Origin of the sequence: Streptomyces jeddahensis (assembly GCF_001642995.1) — a bacterium.
In the GTDB taxonomy this organism is placed as follows: Bacteria; Actinomycetota; Actinomycetes; order Streptomycetales; family Streptomycetaceae; genus Streptomyces; species Streptomyces jeddahensis.
The window spans coordinates 28,669-52,153 of record NZ_LOHS01000111.1; the positions used below are offsets into that span (position 1 = coordinate 28,669).

General features: G+C 70.3%; 20 protein-coding genes. 10 read left to right on the forward strand and 10 right to left on the reverse strand.

The window, feature by feature from the left end; genetic code table 11:
* The first annotated feature begins 21 nt into the window (after positions 1-21).
* Positions 22-486 (forward strand): GatB/YqeY domain-containing protein, encoded by a 465-nt coding sequence (locus STSP_RS25875; RefSeq protein WP_067282790.1) that lies wholly within the window; start codon positions 22-24, stop codon positions 484-486.
* 120 nt (positions 487-606) lie between these two features.
* Here the strand turns inward: STSP_RS25875 and STSP_RS25880 are convergent, their stop codons facing one another.
* Positions 607-2,841, reverse strand: a complete 2,235-nt coding sequence (locus STSP_RS25880) for a transglycosylase domain-containing protein (protein ID WP_067282792.1) — start codon at positions 2,839-2,841, stop codon at positions 607-609.
* A 485-nt stretch (positions 2,842-3,326) separates the two neighbouring features.
* Between STSP_RS25880 and STSP_RS25885 the strand changes: the two genes are divergently transcribed.
* Positions 3,327-3,668, forward strand: coding sequence for a WhiB family transcriptional regulator (locus STSP_RS25885; protein WP_198547440.1), 342 nt, complete (start codon positions 3,327-3,329; stop codon positions 3,666-3,668).
* 102 nt (positions 3,669-3,770) lie between these two features.
* On the opposite strand, the gene STSP_RS25890 is transcribed toward STSP_RS25885, so the two are convergent.
* Both STSP_RS25890 and STSP_RS25895 read right to left on the reverse strand, forming a co-directional pair.
* Positions 3,771-5,129: an ArsA family ATPase gene (locus tag STSP_RS25890; protein ID WP_067282797.1), complete on the reverse strand. Its 1,359-nt coding sequence runs from the start codon at positions 5,127-5,129 to the stop codon at positions 3,771-3,773.
* On the reverse strand, positions 5,126-6,103 hold the full coding sequence (locus STSP_RS25895; protein WP_067282799.1) for an ArsA family ATPase: 978 nt from the start codon (positions 6,101-6,103) through the stop codon (positions 5,126-5,128). The genes STSP_RS25890 and STSP_RS25895 overlap by 4 nt, the downstream gene beginning before the upstream one ends.
* A gap of 72 nt (positions 6,104-6,175) precedes the next feature.
* Between STSP_RS25895 and STSP_RS39295 the strand changes: the two genes are divergently transcribed.
* From STSP_RS39295 to STSP_RS25910, 4 genes are all read left to right on the forward strand, one after another.
* Positions 6,176-6,334: a DUF4177 domain-containing protein gene (locus STSP_RS39295; protein ID WP_157902902.1), complete on the forward strand. Its 159-nt coding sequence runs from the start codon at positions 6,176-6,178 to the stop codon at positions 6,332-6,334.
* The gene (locus STSP_RS25900; protein WP_067282802.1) at positions 6,331-6,804 is read left to right on the forward strand and encodes a RidA family protein; all 474 of its coding nucleotides are present in this window, start codon (positions 6,331-6,333) and stop codon (positions 6,802-6,804) included. Before STSP_RS39295 ends, STSP_RS25900 begins: the two co-directional genes overlap by 4 nt.
* A 91-nt stretch (positions 6,805-6,895) precedes the next feature.
* Complete coding sequence (locus STSP_RS25905; protein WP_067282804.1) at positions 6,896-7,819, forward strand: NUDIX hydrolase; 924 nt, start codon at positions 6,896-6,898, stop codon at positions 7,817-7,819.
* On the forward strand, positions 7,816-8,646 hold the full coding sequence (locus STSP_RS25910) for an MBL fold metallo-hydrolase (protein ID WP_067283002.1): 831 nt from the start codon (positions 7,816-7,818) through the stop codon (positions 8,644-8,646). The genes STSP_RS25905 and STSP_RS25910 overlap by 4 nt, the downstream gene beginning before the upstream one ends.
* A gap of 104 nt (positions 8,647-8,750) precedes the next feature.
* Here the strand turns inward: STSP_RS25910 and STSP_RS25915 are convergent, their stop codons facing one another.
* Complete coding sequence (locus STSP_RS25915) at positions 8,751-9,425, reverse strand: Crp/Fnr family transcriptional regulator (RefSeq protein ID WP_067282806.1); 675 nt, start codon at positions 9,423-9,425, stop codon at positions 8,751-8,753.
* Positions 9,426-9,700: 275 nt separating this feature from the next.
* Here STSP_RS25915 and nth point away from each other — a divergent pair, with 275 nt between their 5' ends.
* From nth to STSP_RS25930, 3 genes are all read left to right on the forward strand, one after another.
* Positions 9,701-10,975 (forward strand): endonuclease III, encoded by a 1,275-nt coding sequence (gene nth / locus STSP_RS25920; RefSeq protein ID WP_078067512.1) that lies wholly within the window; start codon positions 9,701-9,703, stop codon positions 10,973-10,975.
* Between the two features lie 370 nt (positions 10,976-11,345).
* A complete protein-coding gene (locus STSP_RS25925; RefSeq protein ID WP_107441401.1) occupies positions 11,346-12,044 on the forward strand; it encodes an NUDIX hydrolase in 699 nt (232 codons plus the stop codon).
* 117 nt (positions 12,045-12,161) lie between these two features.
* Complete coding sequence (locus tag STSP_RS25930) at positions 12,162-13,361, forward strand: MarP family serine protease (RefSeq protein ID WP_067282812.1); 1,200 nt, start codon at positions 12,162-12,164, stop codon at positions 13,359-13,361.
* 225 nt (positions 13,362-13,586) lie between these two features.
* Here the strand turns inward: STSP_RS25930 and STSP_RS40430 are convergent, their stop codons facing one another.
* The 6 genes from STSP_RS40430 to STSP_RS25955 all read right to left on the reverse strand — a co-directional run bounded on the left by STSP_RS40430 (position 13,587) and on the right by STSP_RS25955 (position 21,750).
* Complete coding sequence (locus tag STSP_RS40430; RefSeq protein WP_078067513.1) at positions 13,587-13,775, reverse strand: hypothetical protein; 189 nt, start codon at positions 13,773-13,775, stop codon at positions 13,587-13,589.
* Positions 13,776-13,928: 153 nt separating this feature from the next.
* Positions 13,929-14,885, reverse strand: a complete 957-nt coding sequence (locus STSP_RS25935) for an alpha/beta fold hydrolase (protein WP_067282815.1) — start codon at positions 14,883-14,885, stop codon at positions 13,929-13,931.
* Positions 14,882-15,388: a phage holin family protein gene (locus tag STSP_RS25940; RefSeq protein ID WP_067282826.1), complete on the reverse strand. Its 507-nt coding sequence runs from the start codon at positions 15,386-15,388 to the stop codon at positions 14,882-14,884. Before STSP_RS25940 ends, STSP_RS25935 begins: the two co-directional genes overlap by 4 nt.
* Positions 15,389-15,477: 89 nt before the next feature.
* Positions 15,478-16,884 carry a Na+/H+ antiporter NhaA gene (gene nhaA / locus STSP_RS25945; RefSeq protein WP_067282829.1) on the reverse strand — a complete coding sequence of 469 codons (1,407 nt, stop codon included), beginning with the start codon at positions 16,882-16,884 and terminating at the stop codon, positions 15,478-15,480.
* 248 nt (positions 16,885-17,132) lie between these two features.
* A complete protein-coding gene (gene acs, locus STSP_RS25950) occupies positions 17,133-19,130 on the reverse strand; it encodes an acetate--CoA ligase (protein ID WP_067282831.1) in 1,998 nt (665 codons plus the stop codon).
* 124 nt (positions 19,131-19,254) lie between these two features.
* Positions 19,255-21,750, reverse strand: a complete 2,496-nt coding sequence (locus tag STSP_RS25955) for a bifunctional SulP family inorganic anion transporter/carbonic anhydrase (RefSeq protein ID WP_067282834.1) — start codon at positions 21,748-21,750, stop codon at positions 19,255-19,257.
* 367 nt (positions 21,751-22,117) lie between these two features.
* On the opposite strand from STSP_RS25955, the gene STSP_RS25960 reads away from it, so the two are divergent.
* The gene (locus STSP_RS25960; protein WP_067282836.1) at positions 22,118-23,431 is read left to right on the forward strand and encodes a polysaccharide deacetylase family protein; all 1,314 of its coding nucleotides are present in this window, start codon (positions 22,118-22,120) and stop codon (positions 23,429-23,431) included.
* Positions 23,432-23,485: the final 54 nt, after the last annotated feature.

Below are 23,485 nucleotides of genomic sequence, written 5' to 3' on the forward strand. Positions count from 1 at the left end.
CGCACCTGCGAGAATCGGGGCATGACCACGCTCAAGTCGAAGCTGCAGGAAGACCTCACCGCGGCGATCAAGGAGCGCGATGAGCTGCGCTCCTCGACGCTCCGGCTCACCCTCGCCGCCATCACGAAGGAGGAGGTCGCGGGCAAGACGGCGCGCGAGCTCTCCGACGACGACGTGCTGAAGGTGATCACCAAGGAGGCGAAGAAGCGGCGCGAGGCCGCCGATGCCTTCGCGCAGGGCGGCCGCGAGGAGCAGGCCGCGCGGGAGAAGGCGGAGGGCGAGGTCCTCGCCGCGTATCTGCCGAAGCAGCTGTCCGACGAGGAGCTCCAGCAGATCGTCGTGCAGGCGGTCGAGGAGGCGAAGGCGGCCGGTGCCGAGGGGCCGCGTGCCATGGGCCAGGTCATGAAGATCGTGAACCCGAAGGTCGCGGGTCAGGCGGAGGGCGGCCGCGTCGCGGCGGTCGTCAAGAAGCTCCTCGCGGGCTGACGGCGACGCGTCCGCAGGCACCCCGTCTCCATACGCCCGTCTCCGTACAAACGTGAGGGCGCCCCCTTTGCCAGGGGGCGCCCTCACGCGCGCATCAGCGACGATCGGGAGCGACCGCCGTCATCTGCCGTTCCTCCCGTTGCCGTTCCCCCCGTTGTTCCCGCCGTTGGTCGTCCCGCCGAGGAAGTCCGGTGGGAAGGTGATGCCGGGCAGCGGGGTCGCGGTACCGCCGTTGTTCCCGTTGTCGTCGCGCTTCTTGCCCTTGTCCTTGTCCTTGTCCGTCTTCGGGTCCGGAATGTTGATCAGGTTGAAGTCGGGCGCGGGCTTGCCCACGAGCGCCCCGGTCATCATGTCCTTCCAGATAGGACCGGGGACCTGGCCGCCGTAGACCTTGGCGTGGTAGACGCCGCCGATGGTGATTTTGACCATCTGCCGCTTGTGCTGCGGGTCGCCGACCCAGACGGCGCCCGACATGTTCGGCGTGTAGCCGACGAACCAGGCGGCGTATCGGGAGTCCGTCGTACCGGTCTTGCCCGCGCTCGGACGGCTGTCCAGGCCGGCCTGCCGGCCCGTACCGTCCTCGACGACGCCCCTCAGTATCGTGTTGATCGTGTCGGCGGTCTTCTCCGACATCGCGCGCGTGCAGGTCGACTTCGGCACGGCCAGCGGCTTCTCCTCCTCGCCGCCGAGCTTCTGCGTGATCGACTCGATCGCGATCGGCGTGCAGTACGTGCCGCGCGAGGCGAACGTCGCGTACGCGTTCGCCATCGTCAGCGGCGACATCTCCTGCGTGCCCAGGGCGATCGACGGGACCTGTGAGATCGTCCCGCCGTCGGCGCGCTCGACGCCCATCTTCGTCGCCATCTGCGTCACCGGGCAGATGCCGATGTCGCTGATCAGCTGTACGTAATAGGTGTTGACCGACTTGGCGGTCGCCTCCTTCATGGCGTACGGGCCCTTCTCGGACTCGTTCTCGTTGGTGAGCTTGGCACCATCGGTGTTCACCCAGGTCTTGCCGTCGCACTGCGCGACCGGGCTCGGATACGCCATCTCGTACGGCGACGAGTACGACTGCGTCGCCGGCTTGCCGCCCTGGATGGCCGCCGCCGCGACGATCGGCTTGAAGGTCGAACCCGGCTGGTAACCCGCGCCGCCGCCCATCGCCTTGTCCACGGACAGGTTGATCGCGCTCTCGCTCGTCCCGAAGCCGTACGGCCGGGACTGGCCCATGGCGAGGATCTTGCCGGAGCCCGGCTCGACGATGGTCGCGGCCGTCGCCACCTCGTCGGACTGCTTCACGTGCTGCTTGATCGACGCCTGCACCGACTTCTGCGCCTGCGGGTCGAGCGTCGTACGGATCGTGAGGCCGCCCTGGTTCCAGATCTTCGCCCGGTCCTTCTTGGTCTTGCCGAAGACCGGGTCGCTCTTGAAGACCCTCTCCACGTAGTCGCAGAAGAAGCCGGCGCCCTTGACCGCGGTGATGCAGCCGTTCTTGGGCCTGCTGACGTTCAGTCCGAGCGGCTTCTCCTTGGCCTTCTCGGCCTCCTCCTGGGAGATGTCGCCCGTGTCGGCCATGCGCTGGAGCACGACGTTGCGCCGCGTCTTGGCCTCGGCCTCGTCGTTGATCGGGTCGTAGCGGCTCGGCGACTGGACGATGCCGGCAAGCAGCGCGGCCTCTTCCAGGTTCAGGTCCTTGGCGGACTTGGAGAAGTACCGCCGGGACGCGGCCTCGACGCCGTACGCCTGCTGCCCGAAGAACGTGATGTTCAGGTAGTTCTCGAGGATGCGTTTCTTCCCCAGCTTCTCCTCGACCTGGATCGCGTACTTCAGTTCGCGGATCTTGCGGCCGATGGTCTGCTGGGTGGCCTGGGCGACCTTCGTCGGGTCGTCGCCGGCCTCCTCGACGAAGACGTTCTTGACGTACTGCTGGGTCAGCGTGGACGCGCCCTGGGCCACGCCGCCGCTCTGCGCGTTCTCGTTGAGCGCGCGCAGGATGCCCTTGAGGTCGACCGCGCCGTGCTCGTAGAAGCGGGCGTCCTCGATCGCGATGATCGCCTTCTGCATGTAGGGCGAGATGTCCTTGAGGTCGACCACCGTACGGTCGCGCGAGTAGACCGTCGCGATCGTGCCGCCCTTGCTGTCCAGGATCGTGGTGCGCTGGCTCAGGGGCGGCCGCTTCAGATTCGCCGGGATCTCGTCGAAACCCTCGACCGTTCCCTTGGCCGCGAGTCCGAGCGCGCCCACGGCGGGCAGCGCGATGCCGGCCAGCACCGCTCCAGCGAGCACACTGACACCGAGGAACTTGGCTGCCTGCTGCGTTGGAGAGAGACCACCGCCCGAGCGCTTGTTTGCCATGGAGGAAGCGTACGTTCTGATTCGCCGGACAGCCGTATATCCCTTGGCCTAAGCTGCTCTCGGCTGTCACGGCAGTGTCGGTCATACCTGGTCGTACAGGGACTTTGGGGATTGCCTCCCACGTGGTTCCCCGTGGTCCCCGGCCGTCCCACCGCAAGTCACGGCACGACGTCCGGTGAGCCCGAATCGTTACTGGACGTCAACCTTCTCCTGCGGCTGGGGCGTGTCCGAATCTGCCTTATGTGTCAGTGGTCGTCCGTTGTGCCTCAACTGAACTGCCCCGGTTTGCCGGGTTCCTTACGCATGTCCCCAGCTCACTCCGTTGGGTGATCTGCCGCGTACGCATAGTCCGTTCGGGCCATTCAAGATTGGGCCCGAAGGGGGTGTTGTGCTGTGCCCACCTTCCGTAACGTCCTCAACTGGCGGCGGTGAATATGCCGCTGCCGCCGTGGGGGAGCCTCGATTCGGGAGAGGACGGCGCCGGTATGGGCTGGGTAACCGACTGGAGTGCGCAGGCGGCCTGCCGCACTACTGATCCGGATGAACTGTTCGTACAAGGAGCAGCGCAGAACAGGGCCAAGGCGGTCTGCACCGGGTGTCCGGTGCGCACCGAGTGCCTGGCCGACGCGCTGGACAACCGCGTCGAGTTCGGCGTGTGGGGCGGTATGACCGAGCGGGAGCGCCGTGCGCTTCTGCGCAGGCGGCCCACCGTCACCTCGTGGCGCAGGCTGCTCGAGACCGCGCGTACGGAATACGAGCGCGGCGCAGGTCTGCTGCCGGTCGACGCCGACGAAGAGGTCTACGAGAGCTACGCGGCGGTGGGCTGATCGCTCGCCGCTGTCGCGCGGAAAGCCTCTCTTGAGACACCCTCTCTGCAGACAGGGTGACCAACGCCTCTGCAGTCACGGTGTTCAGACAGCTCCGGTCGGTCAGTCTCCGGCCGCGAGCCGGTCTCCGATGGCCCGAAGTCCTGCGATGTCGTGCACGTCGCCGGGCAGAGCGGCCACCTCGGTCACGGGAACCTCCGGGTGGAGCGCGGTGAAGCGGTCGCGTGTGCGCTGCTCACGGGAGAGCAGCTGCATCCGCTCGGCATGCAGCCTGAGCAGGCCTGCGGTCAGCGTGGTCAGTTGTTCTGCCGGCTGCTCGGCCGACTGGTCGGTTCCGTCGGTTCGGTCCGAGGCGGGGGAGCCTTCTTCGGGAGTGTCCGAACCTGCAGCGGCTGAGCCGGGATTGTGTGAACCCCCCTGGGATTCAGGGGACTTGGCGGAGTCGGCTGGCGTTTCGGGGGAGTTACGAACTCCAGCTTTCCCGCCCTCCTGATCCACAATGCGGCTGTCTTCAAGATTTTCTGCTTCAAGCATTTCCGCGGCAGCCAGGGCCCGCTCGGCCGACAGCCGGGCCGCTCCGCTGCCGTGCACCCGGTTCAGCACGAGACCGGCCAGCGGCATGTCCTCGGCGGCCAGCCGCTCCACGAAGTACGCCGCCTCGCGCAGCGCGTCCCGCTCCGGGGCCGCCACCACCAGGAACGCCGTACCCGGCGCCTGCAGCAGCCGGTACGTGGCGTCGGCTCGGGTGCGGAAGCCGCCGAACATGGTGTCCATCGCGGCCACGAACGTCTGGACGTCCTGCAGGAGTTGGCCGCCGAGCAGCTTGCCCAGTGCGCCGGTCATCATCGACATGCCGACGTTCAGGAACTTCATCCCGGCCCGGCCGCCCATCTTCGCCGGCGCCATCAGGACCCGGATCAGCTTGCCGTCCAGGAACGAGCCGAGCCGCTTCGGCGCGTCCAGGAAGTCCAGCGCGGAGCGCGACGGCGGGGTGTCGACGACGATCAGGTCCCACTGGTCGCGTGAGCGCAGCTGGCCCAGCTTCTCCATCGCCATGTACTCCTGCGTACCGGCGAAACCGGCCGACAGGGACTGGTAGAAGGGGTTCTCCAGGATCTGGCGGGCCCGGTCGCCGTTCGCGTGCGCCTCGACGATCTCGTCGAACGTGCGCTTCATGTCGAGCATCATGGCGTGCAGTTCGCCGCCCGCGGACTCGTCGATGCCCTTGACCCGGCGCGGGGTGTTGTCGAGCGAGTCGATGCCCATGGACTGGGCGAGCCTGCGGGCCGGGTCGATGGTCAGCACCACGACCTTCCGGCCGCGCTCGGCGGCGCGCAGGCCCAGGGCGGCGGCCGTGGTCGTCTTGCCGACGCCGCCCGAGCCGCAGCAGACCACGATGCGGGTCTCCGGGTCGTCGAGCAGGGGGTCGACGTCGAGCGTGCGCACCGCGTCCAGCGTCATGAGATCCCTTGCTTCCGCAGTTCCGTGGCGAGCTGGTAGAGGCCCGCCAGGTCCATTCCCTCGGCGAGCAGCGGCAGTTCGTGCAGCGGCAGCCCGAGCTCGGCGAGCACGGCGTGCTGGTCGCGCTCCAGTGCGTACCGCTCGGCGTACTCCTCGGCCTGTTCGAGCAGCGGGTCCACGAGCCGCTCCGCGAGTCCGCCGCGGCGGGCGCCGCCGAGACCGGCCGACGACAGCGTCTTGGCGAGGGCGGTCCGCGGCACGCTCTGCGCGAGCTCCAGATGGGCCTCGTCGAGTACGGCGGGTCGCACCATGTTCACGATGACCCGCCCCACCGGCAGCTTCGCGGCACGCAGTTCGCCGATGCCGTCCGCGGTCTCCTGGACGGGCATCTCCTCGAGCAGCGTCACCAGGTGGACCTCGGTCTCGGGCGACTTGATCACCCGCATGACGGCCTGCGCCTGATTGTGTATGGGGCCGATCTTGGCCAGGCCCGCGACCTCGTCGTTGACGTTCAGGAAGCGGGTGATGCGGCCGGTCGGCGGCGCGTCCATCACCACGTAGTCGTACACGAAACGGCCGCGCTTGTCCTTGCGGCGGACCGCCTCGCAGGCCTTGCCGGTGAGGAGCACGTCGCGCAGGCCCGGTGCGATCGTCGTCGCGAAGTCGATGGCGCCGAGCTTCTTGAGGGCGCGGCCTGCACCGCCCATCTTGTAGAACATCTGGAGGTAGTCCAGCAGTGCCAGCTCGGGGTCGATGGCCAGGGCGTACACCTCCCCGCCCCCGGGAGCCACCGCGATTTTCCGCTCCTCGTACGGAAGAGCCTCCGTCTCGAAGAGCTGCGCGATGCCCTGCCGGCCCTCGACCTCGACCAACAGAGTGCGCTTTCCCTCAGTCGCGAGGGCGAGCGCGAGGGCCGCGGCCACCGTGGTCTTGCCGGTACCGCCCTTGCCGCTGACGACCTGGAGCCTGCTCACGTCTTCGAGCCTAACCAGTGGCGGACCGGGCTACGCAGGAGGCCACCGTTCGCAGCGGATACAGTCGGCCACATGACCAAGTGGGAATACGCGACCGTGCCTCTCCTCGTGCACGCGACGAAGCAGATTCTGGACACCTGGGGCGAGGACGGGTGGGAGCTCGTCCAGGTCGTGCCCGGGCCGAACCCGGAGCAGCTGGTGGCTTATCTGAAGCGCGAGAAGACCGCATGAGCGGGGCCGTTGAGGCGCGGATCGCCGAGCTCGGCCTGACACTCCCGGAGGTCGTGCCGCCGCTCGCCGCGTACCAGCCCGCCGTCCGGACCGGCGCCTACGTCTACACCGCGGGCCAGCTCCCGATGGTGGAGGGCAAGCTTCCGCTCACCGGGAAGGTCGGTGCGGAGGTCACGCCCGAGGAGGCCAGGGATCTCGCCCGTACGTGCGCGCTGAACGCGTTGGCCGCCGTCAAGTCGGTCGCCGGCGACCTGGACCGGGTCGCGCGGGTCGTGAAGGTGGTCGGCTTCGTCGCCTCCGCCCCCGACTTCACGGGACAGCCCGCCGTGCTCAACGGCGCGAGCGAGCTCCTCAGCGAGGTCCTCGGCGAGAAGGGCGTGCACGCGCGCAGCGCGGTGGGTGTCGCGGTGCTGCCGCTGGACGCGCCCGTGGAGGTCGAGATCCAGGTGGAGCTCACGGACGAGGGCTGAGATCCGGGCGCCGTGGCGTGTGCCGTCCAGCGGCGCGGCGCGGCGGATCATGGCCCTCGAACATTCGCCCGCCACGGGTTAGCCTCCGGCCATGGCAACTGGTCAGTGGTACCCACCGGAGTGGCCCGACCTCATCCGCGCCCTGGCGAGCGGCGAGCTCACACCGGCGACCCCGCGCCGGGCCGCCACCGTCATGCTGCTGAGGGACGGCGACGGCGGCCCGTGCGTCCATATGCTGCGCAGGCGCGCCTCCATGGCCTTCGCCGGAGGCGCGTACGCATATCCGGGCGGCGGTGTGGACCCGCGCGACGACGACCGCCTGGTCCGCTGGGCGGGCCCCACGCGCGCGGAGTGGGCCGCACGCCTCGCCGTGGACGAGGCGTCCGCGCAGGCCATCGTGTGCGCGGCGGTGCGGGAGACGTACGAGGAGGCGGGCGTTCTGCTCGCCGGGCCGACCGCGGACACCGTCGTGGGCGACATCACAGGCGAGGACTGGGAGGCCGACCGCGTGGCGCTGATCGACCGCGACCTGTCCTTCGCGGAGTTCCTGGACCGCCGCAGTCTGGTCCTGCGCTCCGACCTGCTCGGGGCCTGGGGCCGCTGGATCACACCTGAGTTCGAACCGCGCCGCTACGACACGTGGTTCTTCGTGGCCGCGCTCCCCGAGGGCCAGCGCACCCTCCGCACCTCGCTGGAGGCCGACCGCACGGTCTGGATCCGCCCCGCCGAGGCGGCCGCCCGCTACGACGCCGGCGAGCTGCTGATGATGCCGCCGACCATCGCGATGCTGCGCCGGCTCGCCGCGTACGACTCGGCGGCCGAGGCCCTGGCCGCAGCGCCCTCCTGCGACATGACCCCGGTCCTGGCCGAGGCCCGTCTGGAGGATGGCAGGGTGGTTCTGGCCTGGCCGGGGCACGACGAGTTCACCAAGACCATTGGAATCGAGGGGGCGGCGCGAAGCGCCCCGGATGGGGCGGTGGCGGGAGACGGGTGGGACCGGGGGCCCGCCACATGACCGACGCCACCGCCCTCCCGGGCCAGCCTCGCGGCGGGGTCCTCTCCGGCCCCGCGACCGAGCGTGCCGTCAACGTCCTCGCCCCCAACGCCTCGGCGATGACGCTCGACGGGACGAACACCTGGATCGTCTCCGAACCGGACTCCGCGCTCGCCGTGGTCGTCGACCCGGGACCACTGGACGACGGGCACCTGCGCCATGTCATCGACACGGCCGAGCAGGCCGGCAAGCGCATCGCGCTGACGCTGCTCACCCACGGGCACCCGGACCACGCGGAGGGCGCGGCGCGCTTCGCGGAGCTGACGGGCACGAAGGTACGCGCCCTCGACCCGGCCCTGCGGCTCGGCGACGAGGGCCTGGCCGCGGGCGACGTGGTGCGCCTCGACGGTCTCGAGCTGCGCGTCGTACCGACCCCGGGGCACACCGCCGACTCGCTTTGCTTCCATCTGCCGGCCGACCGCGCGGTGCTCACCGGGGACACGATCCTGGGCCGCGGTACGACCGTGGTGGCTCACCCGGACGGGCGGCTGGGCGACTATCTGGACTCGCTGCGCCGGCTGCGCTCCCTCACCGTCGACGACGGTGTGCACACGGTGCTGCCCGGCCACGGCCCTGTGCTCGAGGACGCCCAGGGCGCCGTCGAGTTCTACCTCGCCCACCGCGCACACCGCCTCGCCCAGGTCGAGACGGCCGTCGAGGACGGGCACCGGACGGCCTCCGAGATCGTGGCCCACGTGTACGCCGACGTGGACCGCTCCCTGTGGCCGGCTGCCGAGCTGTCGGTCAGGGCGCAGCTGGATTATCTGCGGGAGCATGGGCTGATCTAGGGGGCCGCGGGGACGTCGGTCGATCTGGCGCCGCCAAGCACGACGGGGTTCCGCCCAGCCCTGGGCGGAACCCCGTCGTCGTAACGTCGAGAGACGACCGCGCGTCAGCGCGACCGCTTGGCGAGCCGCTCCACGTCCAGCAGGATCACGGCGCGGGCCTCCAGGCGGAGCCAGCCGCGGCCCGCGAAGTCCGCGAGGGCCTTGTTGACCGTCTCGCGCGAGGCGCCGACCAGCTGGGCGAGCTCCTCCTGCGTCAGGTCGTGCACGACGTGGATGCCCTCCTCGGACTGCACGCCGAAGCGGCGCGACAGGTCCAGGAGCGCACGGGCGACACGGCCTGGGACGTCGGAGAAGACCAGGTCGGACATCTGGTCGTTGGTCTTGCGCAGGCGCCGGGCGACGGCCCGCAGCAGGGCGGCGGCCACCTCGGGGCGTGCGTTCAGCCACGGCTGGAGGTCGCCGTGGCCGAGGCCGAGGAGCTTGACCTCGGTGAGGGCGGTGGCGGTCGCCGTACGCGGGCCCGGGTCGAACAGCGACAGCTCGCCGATGAGCTCGCCGGGGCCCAGGACGGCCAGCATGTTCTCGCGGCCGTCGGGGGACGTGCGGTGGAGCTTGACCTTGCCTTCCATGACCACGTACAGGCGGTCACCCGGGTCGCCCTCGTGGAACAGCGAGTCACTGCGGGCGAGGGTCACCTCACTCATGGAGGCGCGGAGCTCCGCGGCCTGCTCGTCATCGAGCGCCGCGAAGAGCGGGGCGCGCCGCAGAACGTCGTCCACGAGTTCTCTCCTTGTCGACCTGCTCAGGGGATCTTGCTCCCCCGCGTACCAGGGGACCGTGCTCCCCATTTTGCCGGACGGTCCAAACAGTGTGATCAGTCACAAGTTTGCCGCACCGGCGTCGCAAGCTGTGCGGGAGGGGGCCAATCGGGGGCCGATCCGATGGGTCTGGGGCGGATGTCAGTTGCTGGCTTTAGGCTGGTCGGGTGTCCAAAACGCCAGTGAGAGCACGGGCTAAGGGGGCTGGGCTGGTGGTTGTACGCCGTAATTCCGCTATGGGCGAACAGGTTTCCGCCGAGCCCAAGAATGGGACAAAAGCGACAAATCCGGCGCCGGATGAGGCGGCCGGGCAGCCGGCGACGACCAAGGCCGGGGCAGCTGGGAAGGCGACGGGCACTGCGGCGAAGAAGAAGGCGGCGAGCGCGAAGACGGTGGCCGTGAAGAAGACGGCAGCCACGAAGAAGGCGACGAGCGCGAAGAGGACGGCGGCTGCGAAGACCGCGGCGGCCGGTAAGCGGGTGGCGGCCGCGAAGAAGACGGCTGGTGCGAAGAAGACGGCTGGCGCGGGGGGAGCGGACGCCGCCAGGGGAACGGCGCCGGCGAAGGAGGCCGCGGCCGAGAAGGCGGCCGTCGGGAAGCAGGCGGGCGCGAAGAAGGCGGTCAAGGCGGTCGCGACGAAGGAGGCCGGCAAGAAGACGACGCCCGCCAAGAGTGCTCGGGCGGAGGCCGTCCCGGCCAACGCGGCCCTCGCCGAGAGCGCTCGCGCGGCCAAGGCCGCCGCCAGGCCCGAGTCCCGTGCCGCGCTCGTGCGCCGTGCCCGCAGGATCAACCGCGAGCTCGCCGACGTCTATCCGTACGCCCACCCCGAGCTGGACTTCGAGAACCCCTTCCAGCTTCTGCTCGCCACCGTGCTCTCCGCCCAGACGACGGACCTGCGGGTGAACCAGACCACGCCCGCGCTCTTCGCCAAGTACCCGACGCCGGAGGACCTGGCCGCCGCCAACCCCGAAGAGGTCGAGGAGCTCATTCGGCCGACGGGTTTCTTCCGCGCCAAGACCAAGTCGATCATGGGTATCGCGAGGGCCCTGCGGGACGAGTTCGGCGGCGAAGTTCCCGGCAGGCTCGAGGACTTGGTGAAGCTGCCCGGCGTGGGTCGCAAGACGGCCTTCGTCGTGCTCGGCAACGCCTTCGGTGTTCCGGGACTGACCGTCGACACCCACTTCGGGAGGCTTGTCCGCCGCTGGAAGTGGACCGACGAGACGGACCCGGACAAGGTCGAGGCCGCCGTCGGCGCGCTCTTCCCGAAGAGCGAGTGGACGATGCTCTCGCACCGCGTGATCTTCCACGGCCGGCGCATCTGCCACGCCCGCAGGCCCGCCTGCGGCGCCTGCCCCATCGCCCCGCTCTGCCCGGCGTACGGCGAGGGCGAGACGGACCCGGAGAAGGCGAAGAAGCTGCTGAAATACGAGAAGGGCGGCATGCCGGGCCAGCGCCTCAAGCCACCCCCGGACTATCCGGGCCGGCCCGCGCCACCACTGGGGGCCGGGTGAGGAGGCCGAGCGTGCTGCCCGGGAGTCGGTCGGCGGGACTGTCCGCGACCGGGGTGGTGGCACTGTCCGCGATCTGGCCGACGGGCCCGTGGTCCAGCCGACGGCCCTGCCCGCCAGCTGGCGGGCTTCCCGGCTCGTCAGTCGGCGAGCTCCCCGGCTCACGGCCGGCCCAGGTGGCGGGTGGGCCCTCGGCGGGCCTGATCTCGCTGACGGGCGGTCCAGCGGCGAGCCGCCGTGGTCCATCGGTGAGCCGCCGTGGTCCGTCGGTGAGCCGCCGTGGTCCATCGGTGAGCCGCCCGTTGGAACCATCCGCATGGGCGGAGGCGTTGTGCTCAGAGGGACGGGGGTGGCGATGACGCACGCGAGCCATATGCACACGAGCAGGGCCTGGGATCAGGACGGCCTGCCGGCGGTGAGTACCGAGGGCCTGCCCGAGTGGCTGGCCCCCGTGGTCCGCGCCGCCGAGACGGTGGAGCCGCGGCAGCTCAGCCGCTTTCTGCCGCCGGAGGACGGCGCGGGCCGCCAGTCGGCCGTCCTGATCCTGTTCGGTGAGGGCGAGCGCGGACCGGAGCTGCTGCTGATGGAGCGGGCCGGCTCGCTGCGGTCGCATGCCGGACAGCCGTCGTTCCCCGGCGGCGCTCTGGACCCGGAGGACGGCGACCCGGCGACCGTGGGGCCGCTGCGGGCCGCCCTGCGCGAGGCCGAGGAGGAGACCGGGCTCGACCCGCGCGGCGTCCAGCTCTTCGGCGTGCTCCCGAAGCTGTACATCCCGGTGAGCCGCTTCGTCGTCACTCCCGTCCTGGGCTGGTGGCGCGAGCCGTCCCCGGTCGGCGTCGTCGACCCGGCGGAGACGGCCCGTGTCTTCACCGTCCCCGTGGCGGATCTCACGGACCCGAACAACCGTGCGACCACAGTGCACCCGAGCGGTCACCGAGGCCCCGCGTTCCTGGTCGCATCGGCTCTGGTCTGGGGTTTCACCGCCGGGGTGATCGACCGGCTCCTTCACTACTCGGGCTGGGAGCGCCCCTGGGACACCGACAAGCAGGTCCCGCTCGACTGGCGTGCGTGACAGGCTGGCGTACGTGATGTGTGATCCCGGGGACCTGACATCGGCCGCTGAAGCCGCGGGCCCTCGGAGGCCCCGGCCAGGAGACGGCGGCCGCAATGCGAGGCGAGGCTTGAATCGGTGAACGTGCTCGACATCCTGTTGCTGATCGCCGCTGTGTGGTTCGCGATCGTGGGCTACCGCCAGGGGTTCGTCGTCGGCATCCTGTCGGTGATCGGCTTCCTCGGCGGCGGTCTCGTCGCGGTCTACCTCCTGCCCGTCATCTGGAACGAGGTGACGGAAGGCGCCCAGGTGACCACCACGGCCGCCGTCGTCGCGGTCGTCGTGGTCATCGTCTGCGCCTCCGTCGGCCAGGCGTTCACCACGCACCTCGGCAACAAGCTCCGCCGGTACATCACGTGGTCCCCGGCCCGTGCCCTGGACGCCACGGGCGGCGCCCTGGTGAACGTGGTGGCGATGCTGCTGGTGGCCTGGCTCATCGGCTCGGCCCTCGCGGGCACGACACTGCCGACGCTCGGCAAGGAAGTGCGCAATTCCAAGGTGCTGCAGGGGGTTTCCCAGGCGCTGCCCCCGCAGGCCGACACCTGGTTCGCGGACTTCTCCTCGATCCTCGCGCAGAACGGCTTCCCACAGGTCTTCAGCCCCTTCTCGAACGAGCCGATCAACGAGGTGCAGGCGCCGGACCCGGCTCTGGCCAACAGCCCTGTGGCCGCCCGCGCCCAGCGCTCCATCGTCAAGGTCCTCGGCACCGCGGAGAGCTGCGGCAAGGTTCTCGAAGGTACGGGCTTCGTCTTCGCCGACCGCCGCGTCATGACCAACGCCCATGTGGTCGGCGGCGTGGACGAGCCCACCGTGCAGATAGGCGGCAAGGGCAGGCTCTACGACGCCAAGGTCGTCCTCTACGACTGGCAGCGGGACATCGCCGTGCTGGACGTCCCGAACCTGAACGCGCCCGCGCTGAAGTTCGCATCCACCGACGCCACCAGCGGCAGCAGCGCGATCGTCGCCGGCTTCCCGGAGAACGGCTCGTACGACGTGCGCCCCGCGCGCGTGCGCGCCCGCATCCCGGCCAACGGCCCCGACATCTACCACCGCGGCACGGTGAGCCGCGATGTGTACTCGCTGTACGCGACGGTGCGCCAGGGCAACTCCGGCGGCCCGCTGCTCACTCCCGACGGCAGGGTCTACGGCGTGGTCTTCGCCAAGTCGCTCGACGACCCCGACACGGGCTATGCGCTCACCGCGGACGAGGTGCGCCAGGACGTCAACCGTGGCCGAACCGCCAACCAGCAGGTCGACAGCGACGGGTGCGCGCTGTAGCAGGCGCGCGCCCGTAGCAAGCAAGCGTGCCCGGAGCACGCTTGCCTGTAGCCCGGTGTGCTCCCGTAGCACGCGTGCCCGTAGCGGGCGGGCCCCGTAGCAGGGATGCGGCGGCCACAGAGTCATGCCCCGGTAGAGGGGCGTGTACGTCCGGAGGGCGCCGGAGGAACTGGGGCCCGCGCGTGGAAGGGGCCGCGCGTCTGCCGCAGGCGTTCCGAGCTGCGGCTAGCCGCGCGTGTGCCGCAGACGCGCCGAGACCCAGCGGGCCCGGCGGCGGAGAATGCGGGGAATACCGATCGCCTGGGAGGAATCGTCCGGCCCCGCATGTCGCGGGCCGCCCTCCTGATGACGGCTCAGCCCTGTGGCAGAGCGGCGGTTGCGTGCTGCGTCACTGTAGTCGTGCGTCCAGCCCATACCCCGAGGTCTGCCCGTGCCTCAAGGTCGGTAACCGCGCGCCTGGCCCCCAATTGGCCTATGCGGCAGGCATGTGGCGTTCGAAGGACTGGTGTTCGCGTCCGATTAACGGCCACTCGGACGGCCGCCGGAAGAAGCCCGGCACAGGCCCGTCTAGCGGTCCGGTTCCGGGTCCTTCAGCCAGTTGACCAGCTCCGCCGAGAACGCCACCGGGTCCTCCTCGTGCGGGAAGTGCCCCAGGCCGTCGAACAGCCGCCAGCGGTACGGGGCTTCCACGTACTCGCCCGAACCCGCCGCGCTGCGCGTGCGCATCACCGGATCGAGGGAGCCGTGCAGATGCAGCGTCGGCACCCGCACCGGCCGCTTCATACGGCGGTTGAACTGGATGCCGTCGGGCCGCGCCATGGAGCGGACCATCCACCGGTACGGCTCGATCGAGCAGTGGGCCGTCGAGGGAATGCACATCGCCCGCTGGTACGTCTCCACCGCCTCGTCCTCCGGCGGCCGCGGCCCCGACCAGTCCCGGATCAGCCGGCCCGTCAGGGCGCCGCCGTCCGCGACCAGCTGTCGCTCGGGAATCCACGGTCGCTGGAAGCCCCAGATGTAGGAGCCAGCGGCGGTCTGCCGGACGTCGGAGAGCATCGCCGAGCGCCAGCGCCGCGGATGCGGCATCGAGGAGACGGCGAGCCGGCGCACCAGCTTGGGCCGCATCACGGCCGCCGTCCACGCGAGATAGCCGCCGAGGTCGTGGCCGACCAGCGCCGCGTCGGGCTCGCCGAGGGACCGTACGACTCCCGTGATGTCGAGCGCGAGGTTCGCGGGGTCGTAGCCGCGGGGGGTCCGGTCGCTGCCGCCCACGCCGCGCAGGTCCATCGCGACCGCGCGGAAGCCCGCGTCGGCGAGCGCGACCATCTGGTACCGCCAGGTCCACCAGAACTGCGGGAATCCGTGCAGCAGCAGGACCAGTGGCCCGTCGCCGAGTTCGGCGATGTGGAAGCGTGCGCCGTTGGCGGCGACGTCCCGGTGCATCACCTTCGCGCCGGGGACGTCGATGCGTACGGCTGAAGCAGGCTGCGCCGAATGGGCGGAGAGGGCGGAGGGGTCGGTCATGAGGACGAGCGTGCCACAGCCTCGGCCTTGCCGCCGACGCCTTCCGGCAGCCCGAGCCGGGAGGAGGCGGGCGCCGCTGCGCGCGGATGCGGCTTGGCCTTCTGCAGGACCGCGGCCGTCTCCTTGGCGGAGGCGACGGCCTTCTGCGGGCCTCCGCCCTTCTTTGCCTTCTTCGCGAACACCATGCCGATCAGCGCCAGCAAGCCGGCCACCAACACGTTCGCCGCGAAGGCCAGCAGGAAAGAGGCCCACAGAGGCAGGCCGGCACCCTCGTGGATGCCGTACGCCAGGGCGAAGCTCAGCATGGGCAGGGAGAAGATCAGCACCGCGCCCGCCGCCGCGAACGCGCCGCCGCCGACCGCACCGCGCTTGACGTCCTGGCGCAGCTGGGCCTTGGCCAGCGCGATCTCGTCGTGCACCAGCGCGGACAGCTCGGTGGTCGCCGAGGCGAACAGCTGGCCGATGCTGCGGTCGGTGCCGACAGGGCCGTCGGGTGCGCTCATCGCGGTCTCCCTTTTCTCTTCTGCGGGTCTGACACCTGGGCTCCCCAGCGGCGGCCGGGGGGTGTGCGTACTGCGCCTCTGGTGTCAGATCATGCCGGACGGTCGTCCCGGCCGCCTGCCCCGGACGCCGCTTCGGCACGCTTGCGATGTTCGGCGGCCTTCTCCTCGTAGATCCGGGCCATGCGGAGGTGGTACTCGGGGTTGCCCAGCTCGTAGACGTCGGGGATGCCGTCGAGGTCCTCGTCGCGGTCCTCCTCCTCGCACAGCTTGCGGTACTTGCCGTTGCGGATCTTCAGCAGCACTCCGGAGAGCACCGCCGCGATGAGGGAGCCCGTGAGGACGGCCGCCTTGACCACGTCGGACAGCACCGGGTCCTCGGCGAAGGCGAGCTCGTCGATCAGCAGGGAGACGGTGAAGCCGATGCCCGCGAGGGACGCCACCGCGAAGACATCGGGCCATACGAGGTCCTCGCTGAGCGAAGCCCTGGTGAACCGGGCGGTCAGCCAGGTTCCGCCGAAGATGCCGACCGCCTTGCCGACGACCAGGCCCAGCACCACACCCAGCGCCTCGGGCCGCGTGAACACCTCGCCCAGTGCCCCGCCGGAGATCGCGACACCGGCGCTGAACAGTGCGAACAGCGGCACGGCAAGACCTGCCGACAGAGGGCGCACGAGGTGCTCGATGCGCTCACCGGGCGACTGCCGCTCCCCTTCGTGGCGCGTGCAGCGCAGCATCAGACCCATGGCGACGCCTGCGATGGTGGCGTGGATGCCGCTGTTGTACATGAGCCCCCAGATGACCAGCGCGAGCGGCACATAGACGTACCCGCCGCGCACACCCTTGTGCAGCAGCAGCCAGAACACGGCGAGGCCGGCGACGGCGCCGCCGAGCGCCATGAAGTTCAGCTCGTGCGTGAAGAACACCGCGATGATCAGGATCGCGAAGAGGTCGTCGACGACGGCCAGCGTCAGCAGGAAGGCGCGCAGCGCGGACGGCAGCGAGGTGCCGATGACCGCGAGGACGGCGAGCGCGAAGGCGATGTCGGTCGCCGTCGGCACGGCCCACCCTTGGAGTGAACCCCCGCCGACGGTGTTGACCAGCGTGTAGACGAGCGCGGGTACGGCCATGCCGCAGATCGCAGCCACGACCGGGAGCACCGCGGCCCTGGGGTCGCGCAGATCGCCGGCGACCAGTTCCCGCTTGAGCTCGATGCCGGCGACGAAGAAGAAGACGGCGAGCAGCCCGTCGGCAGCCCAGTGCCCGATGGAGAGGTCCAGGCCGAGCGCGGCGGGTCCGATGTGGAAGTCGCGCACGGTCTCGTAGCTGTCGCGGAGCGGGGTGTTCGCCCAGATCAGCGCGGTGACGGCGGCGACGAGCAGAAGGACGCCGCCGAGGGTTTCGGTGCGCAGGGCGTCCGCGACGTAGTTCCGCTCCGGGAGGGACAGACGGCCCAGTACCTTGCGGGTCTTCGGGCGTACGGGTGCGGGCGCGGCCACGGGCGGGACCTCCAGGTCGTGTTCGGCAAAACGGCTAGCTGTGCTGCGTTGCCGACCAGACTTCCCGGCGCACCCTGACGATCATCATGTGATCGTTTACGCGTTCCTGACGCAAGCACCACCCTACCGGGTGACCGCACGCCCTACCTGATGATCTTCATATGGCATGCGAGAAGGGCACCCGACGCGCTGCCGGGTGCCCTTCTCGTGTCTGGCCGTGTGGTGTCAGTCCCCGTGGCCGTGTGGTGTCAGTCCTCGCTCGGCGCCGCCGGAAGCTTCGACTGGATGAGCTCCATGACGGACGAGTCCGTGAGCGTCGTCACGTCGCCCAGCTGGCGGTTCTCGGCGACGTCGCGCAGCAGCCGTCGCATGATCTTGCCGGAGCGGGTCTTCGGCAGCTCGGCCACCGGCAGGATGCGCTTGGGCTTGGCGATCGGGCCGAGCGTGGCACCGACGTGGTTCCGCAGCTCGCCGACCAGGTCGTCCGACTCGGCGGCCGTACCCCGCAGGATCACGAACGCGACGATGGCCTGGCCGGTCGTCTCGTCCGCCGCGCCCACGACCGCCGCCTCGGCGACCGACGGGTGCGAGACCAGCGCCGACTCCACCTCGGTGGTCGAGATGTTGTGTCCGGAGACGAGCATCACGTCGTCGACCCGGCCGAGCAGCCAGATGTCGCCGTCCTCGTCCTTCTTGGCGCCGTCACCCGCGAAGTACTTGCCCTCGAAGCGGGACCAGTAGGTGTCGATGAACCGCTGGTCGTCGCCCCAGATCGTGCGCAGCATCGACGGCCACGGCTCGGTCAGGACGAGGTAGCCGCCTCCGCCGTTGGGCACCTCGTTCGCCTCGTCGTCGACGACCGTGGCGGAGATACCGGGCAGCGGCGTCTGGGCGGAGCCCGGCTTGGTCTCGGTGACGCCCGGCAGCGGCGAGATCATCATCGCGCCGGTCTCGGTCTGCCACCAGGTGTCCACGATCGGGCACGTGTCGGCGCCGATGTGCTTGCGGTACCAGATCCACGCCTCCGGGTTGATCGGCTCACCGACCGACCCCAGGATGCGCAGGCTGCTCAGGTCGAACTTCGCGGGGATGTCGTCGCCCCACTTCATGAACGTACGGATCGCGGTCGGCGCCGTGTACAGGATCGTCACCCCGTACTTCTGCACGATCTCCCAGAAGCGGCCCTGGTGCGGGGTGTCGGGCGTGCCCTCGTACATGACCTGCGTCGCGCCGTTCGCCAGCGGCCCGTACACGATGTACGAGTGGCCGGTGACCCAGCCGACGTCGGCGGTGCACCAGTAGACGTCCGTCTCGGGCTTGAGGTCGAAGACGGCGTGGTGCGTGTACGCGGCCTGGGTGAGGTAGCCGCCAGAGGTGTGCAGGATGCCCTTCGGCTTACCCGTCGTACCCGAGGTGTAGAGGATGAACAGCGGGTGCTCGGCGTCGAAGGCCTCGGGGGTGTGCTCGGCCGACTGCTGCTCGACCAGCTCGTGCCACCACACGTCGCGGCCCTCGGTCCAGGCCACGTCCTGCCCGGTGCGGCGGACCACCAGGACGTGCTCGACGCGGTCCACGCGCGCGACCGCATCGTCGACGGCGGGCTTGAGGGCGGCAGGCTTGCCGCGCCGGTAGCCGCCGTCGGAGGTGATCACGACCTTGGCGTCGGCGTCCTCGATACGGGTGGCCAGCGCGTCGGCCGAGAAGCCGCCGAAGACGACGGAGTGCGCGGCGCCGATGCGGGCGCAGGCCAGCATGGCGATCGCGGTCTCCGGGATCATCGGCATGTAGACGGCGACCCGGTCGCCCTTCTGCACACCGAGCGCGGTGAGGGCGTTGGCGGCCTTGGAGACCTCGTCCTTCAGTTCGGCGTAGGTGATGGCGCGGCTGTCGCCCGGCTCGCCCTCGAAGTGGATCGCGACACGGTCGCCGAGGCCCGCCTCGACATGGCGGTCCACGCAGTTGTACGCGACGTTCAGCTTCCCGTCCGCGAACCACTTGGCGAACGGCGGGTTCGACCAGTCCAGCGTCTCGGTCGGCTCGACGGCCCAGGTCAGCCGACGCGCCTGCGCGGCCCAGAAACCGAGCCGGTCAGCCTTGGCCTGTTCATACGCCTCCGCTGTGACGTTGGCGCCCGCGGCCAGGTCGGCGGGCGGCGCGAACCTCCGCTCCTCACGAAGCAGGTTGGCCAGGCTTTCGTTGCTCACGACATCTCCCTTTCCCAGGGTGTCCGTTGTGTCCCAGGCCATAGCTCATCAGTCCGAGGCCACGGGTGCAAGGGTCTGCTGAACATTGGTTTAGACCTTTATGCCGGTATGACCCCGCGCACAGGCACGGGGTCATACCTCTTCACGGACGGGACCGGGGAAGAGTTCAGGCGCGCGACTCCTCCAGGGACACCTCGCCCACCTGGTCGAAGACCAAGCCGTCCGGTGCGGTGCCGGCGAGCAGATACGCCTGTGCCTCGCCCACATGGAAGTACATGCCGTGCAGTTCGAGCGTGCCCTCCGCGAGCCGCCGAGCCACCGCCTCGTGGGCCCGCAGATGCTCCAACTGCTGCACCACATTGGTCAGACAGAGCCTCTCGACGTCATCGGCCGGCTCTCGTCCGGCCAGCCGCGCCCAGGGCCGCTCGGTGTCCGCCAGGCGCCACAGGCTGGGCAGCCCGTGCCGCAGCCAGCGCCTGAGCGGCGTCTGTACATCGTCGGGCGCCACCTGGCCGGAGTCCGCGGACCGTTGGCCGGTGCCGTCGTCGGACTGCCCGTGCGCGGCGGACTTCAGAAGGGCCTGCATCGCCCCGCATCCGGAATGCCCGCACACGGTGATCGACTGCACTTCCAGGACGTCCACGGCGTACTCGATGGCAGCCGCGACCGAGTCGTCGCCGCTCTCCTCGCCCGGCAGCGGCACCAGATTGCCCACATTGCGTACGACGAACAGGTCGCCTGGACCGCTGGAGGTGATCATCGAGGTGATGAGCCGGGAGTCGGCGCAGGTCAGGAACAGCTGCGTGGGCCGCTGTCCTTCACGCGCCAGCCGGGCGAGCTCGCTGCGCACCAGGGGAGCGGTGTTGCGCTGGAACGCGCTGATACCGCTGGCCAGATGATGCGCGCTGGGCAGGCCGTCCTCCGCGGTGGGGCGGGGCCAGTCGCAGTGGTGGTTGCGCCACGGCGTCCACGGACGGCAGCAGGAGTGCGAGGCGGCCGTGGGCTCGACGAGCCTTCCCCAGGCGCGTGCCTTCTCCGCAACCCTCGACTTCCCTCGAGCGCGGGAACCGTCATGGGCGGACTTGCCTCCTCGGCCACGGTCACCGCCATGAGCGGGGGAGGCCGCGATCCCGGCGCGCCCGGCCATCTCGACCGTTCCGCCGTGTCCACGGTGGGAGTCCTGCCAGTCCTGCAGTGACTCGTACGCCGCGTGGTCCATGAACGAGCCGTCCAGCTCGACCACGACATGAGCGCCGTGGGGCACGAGGTGCAGGGTGCGGCTGAGCCTGGGCACGGCGAGGAACGTCAGCTGGCCGCGGACCCGGACGTGGTGGGTGCCGTCGGCGTCCTCTTCGTGCGTGATGCGGGTGTGGGCGAGCCGGTGCAGTGCGACGGCCACCGCGACGGCGATGCCGACGCCCACGCCTTCCAGGACGCCCAGGAACACCACACCCACGGTGGTGACCGCATAGACGAGCACCTCGCGGTGGCGGGTGACCGTACGGATGTGGTTGATGCTGACCATCTGGATGCCGACGGCCATGACCAGCGCGGCCAGCGCGGCCAGCGGGATCAGGTCGAGCACCGGCACGAGAAGGAGCGATGCCACCACGACCCACAGGCCGTGCAGCATGGCGGAGTTGCGACTGACGGCGCCAGACTGGACGTTCGCGGCGCTGCGCACCGCGACGCCGGTGACGGGCAGGCCGCCGAGCGCTCCGGAGACGATGTTGGCGGCGCCCTGGCCGCGCAGCTCCCGGTCGAGGTCCGCCCGCGGCACGCGCGGTCCCTTGCGCGCCGCGGCCAGCTTGTCGATGGCGACGGCTGAGAGCAGCGATTCGACGCTGCCGACGAGCGTGATGGTCAGCACGGCGGCCGCGATGCCCAGCACGGGTCCGTCGGGCAGTTGCGGCAGCGCATGGCTTGACCAGGAGGGCAGATCGACCCGAGGGAGTCGCAGCCCGGCCAGCGCCGCCATCGCCGTGGCCAGCGCGACCGCCGCGAGGGCGGCGGGGATCTTACGGGCGGCACGCCCTGCGCGCCCGGGGATACGGGGCCAGGCCAGCAGCACGGCCAGGGTCAGGAGGCTCACCGACAGCGCGGCCGGATGCAGATCGGCCAACTGGCCGGGCAGCGCAGAGAGGTTGTCGATCACGGAGCTCTGCGGGTTGCTGCCGAGCACGACGTGCAGCTGCGCGACAGCGATGGTGACGCCGATGCCGGCCAGCATGCCGTGCACGATCGCGGGGCTGACGGCGAGCGCGGAGCGCGCCACCCGCAGGAAGGCCAGACCGAGTTGGGCCAGTCCGGCGAGGATGGTGATGGCGCAGGTCGTACGCCATCCGTAGCGCTGGATGATCTCGGCGGTCACGACCGTGAGCCCGGCGGCAGGGCCGCTCACCTGGAGCGGTGCGCCGCCGAACCGGCCGACCACGAGGCCGCCCACCGCGGCGGCGACGAGGCCCGCCTGGAGCGGGGCTCCGGTGGCGAGGGCGATGCCCAGCGACAGCGGCAGGGCGATCAGGAAGACGGCCACCGAGGCGGACAGGTCGGCGCCGGCGATCCGGAACCTGCCGCGCCGGCCCGAGGGCGGGCTGTGGGGTCCGTGGGCGTCGGTTGTGGGCGAAGGGTCGTCGGTGCGAGTGGGGACGCAGGCTGACATCTTTTCCCGTCTCCTCCGGGGCGGCGCGGTCGCGGAACTAGGGGCTCCCGGCCATTGCCGGGATGGGTCGCGGCCGTGGGTCACGGCGTTGCAGCGGCGGGATTTCTCAACTCTTGGTAAACGAACCGTAATGCAGAGTAAAGGTGAGTGCCCGATTATCAGGGCAAAAGGGGCATCTTTTCACCCCAGCGAGTGAATGTGGCCTTTTGTCGGCTCGTCGGACTACTTCTTCCGTGGCCTCGTGCGAGGTTGGGGCGCGCCGACGGCATTCCCGGCGCAACGCCTCGATCGATGCCCCTGCCCTGGATCGGCGCGCGGCTTCGCATCAGCGCACTGCCCCGGCTCGTAGGAAGAAGGTGGGCGGAAGATGGCCGTCATCATGAGAATCACTGCGGGGATCACGACCGCCGCGGCCTGTGCCGCAGCCCTCACCGGCTGCTCCGGCGCTGCCACCGGCGCCAAGGAGGGCGTGGGGGAGGGCGCCAAGGGCCCGAAGGGGGCGGTGGCTCCCGCTCCGGCGCCGAAGAGTGCGGTGCGCCTGATCGGTGACGGGTCGACCGCCTACACCGGGGCGCAGCCGCATCTGGCGAAGCCGCAGCGCCTGAAGTCCGGTCAGAAGCCCCCGCAGTTCGTGGTGTTCTCGTGGGACGGCGCGGGCGAGGACAGCCAGAAGCTGTTCTCGTACTTCCGCAAGGTGGCGAAGAAGAACAACGCCACCATGACGTACTTCCTCAGCGGCGTGTACATGCTCCCGGAGCAGAAGGCCGACCTCTATCGGCCGCCGCACCACTCGCCCGGCCGCTCGGACATCGGCTTCAACGACCGCGAGGGCATCAAGGCGACCGTGGAGCAGCTCCGGGGAGCCTGGCTCGAGGGCAACGAGATCGGCACGCACTTCAACGGCCACTTCTGCGGCAGCGGAGGCGGGGTCGGCGAGTGGTCGGTGGAGGACTGGAAGGACGAGATCCGGCAGGCCAAGTCCTTTGTGAAGTCATGGAAGACGAACGCGGGCCTGAAGACGGCGGCGCCGCTGCCCTTCGACTACGACAAAGAGCTCATCGGCGCCCGCACACCGTGCCTGGAGGGCAAGGAGAACTTCCGGCGGGCGGCCCGCGAGCTCGGATTCCGCTACGACACCAGCGGCGTCGACAACCAGGTGTGGCCCGAGCGGAAGGGCGGCCTGTGGGACCTGTCGATGCAGCTCGTCCCCGTGCCGGGACGTTCCTTCGAGACGCTGACCATGGACTACAACTTCATGGTCAACCAGTCCGGCACCTCGACCCAGGGCGACCCGTCCAAGCACGAGTACTGGGGCAACCAGATGCGCGACGGCCTGCTGCAGGGCTTCGACCGCGCCTACAACGGCAACCGGGCGCCTCTGATCATCGGCAACCACTTCGAGTCCTGGAACGGCGGCACCTACATGCGGGCCATCGAGGAGACCATCGAGCGGGTCTGCAACAAGCCGGACGTGCGCTGCGTCTCCTTTCGCCAGCTCGCCGACTGGCTCGACGCCCAGGACCCGGCCGTCCTCGACAAGCTGCGCCGGCTGAAGGTCGGCGAGGCCCCGAAGGCGGGCTGGGCCGCCTACCTCGCCGCCGAACCTTCGCCTGCCCCCAAGGGGGCACCGGGCGCTCCCAGGGCTTCGGCGTCCGGGGCTTCGGCGGCCGGCCAAGGCTAGGGACGTCCGCGGGGCGAGGCGTCCCGGGACCGCTCGGGCCGGCGCTGTGACGCG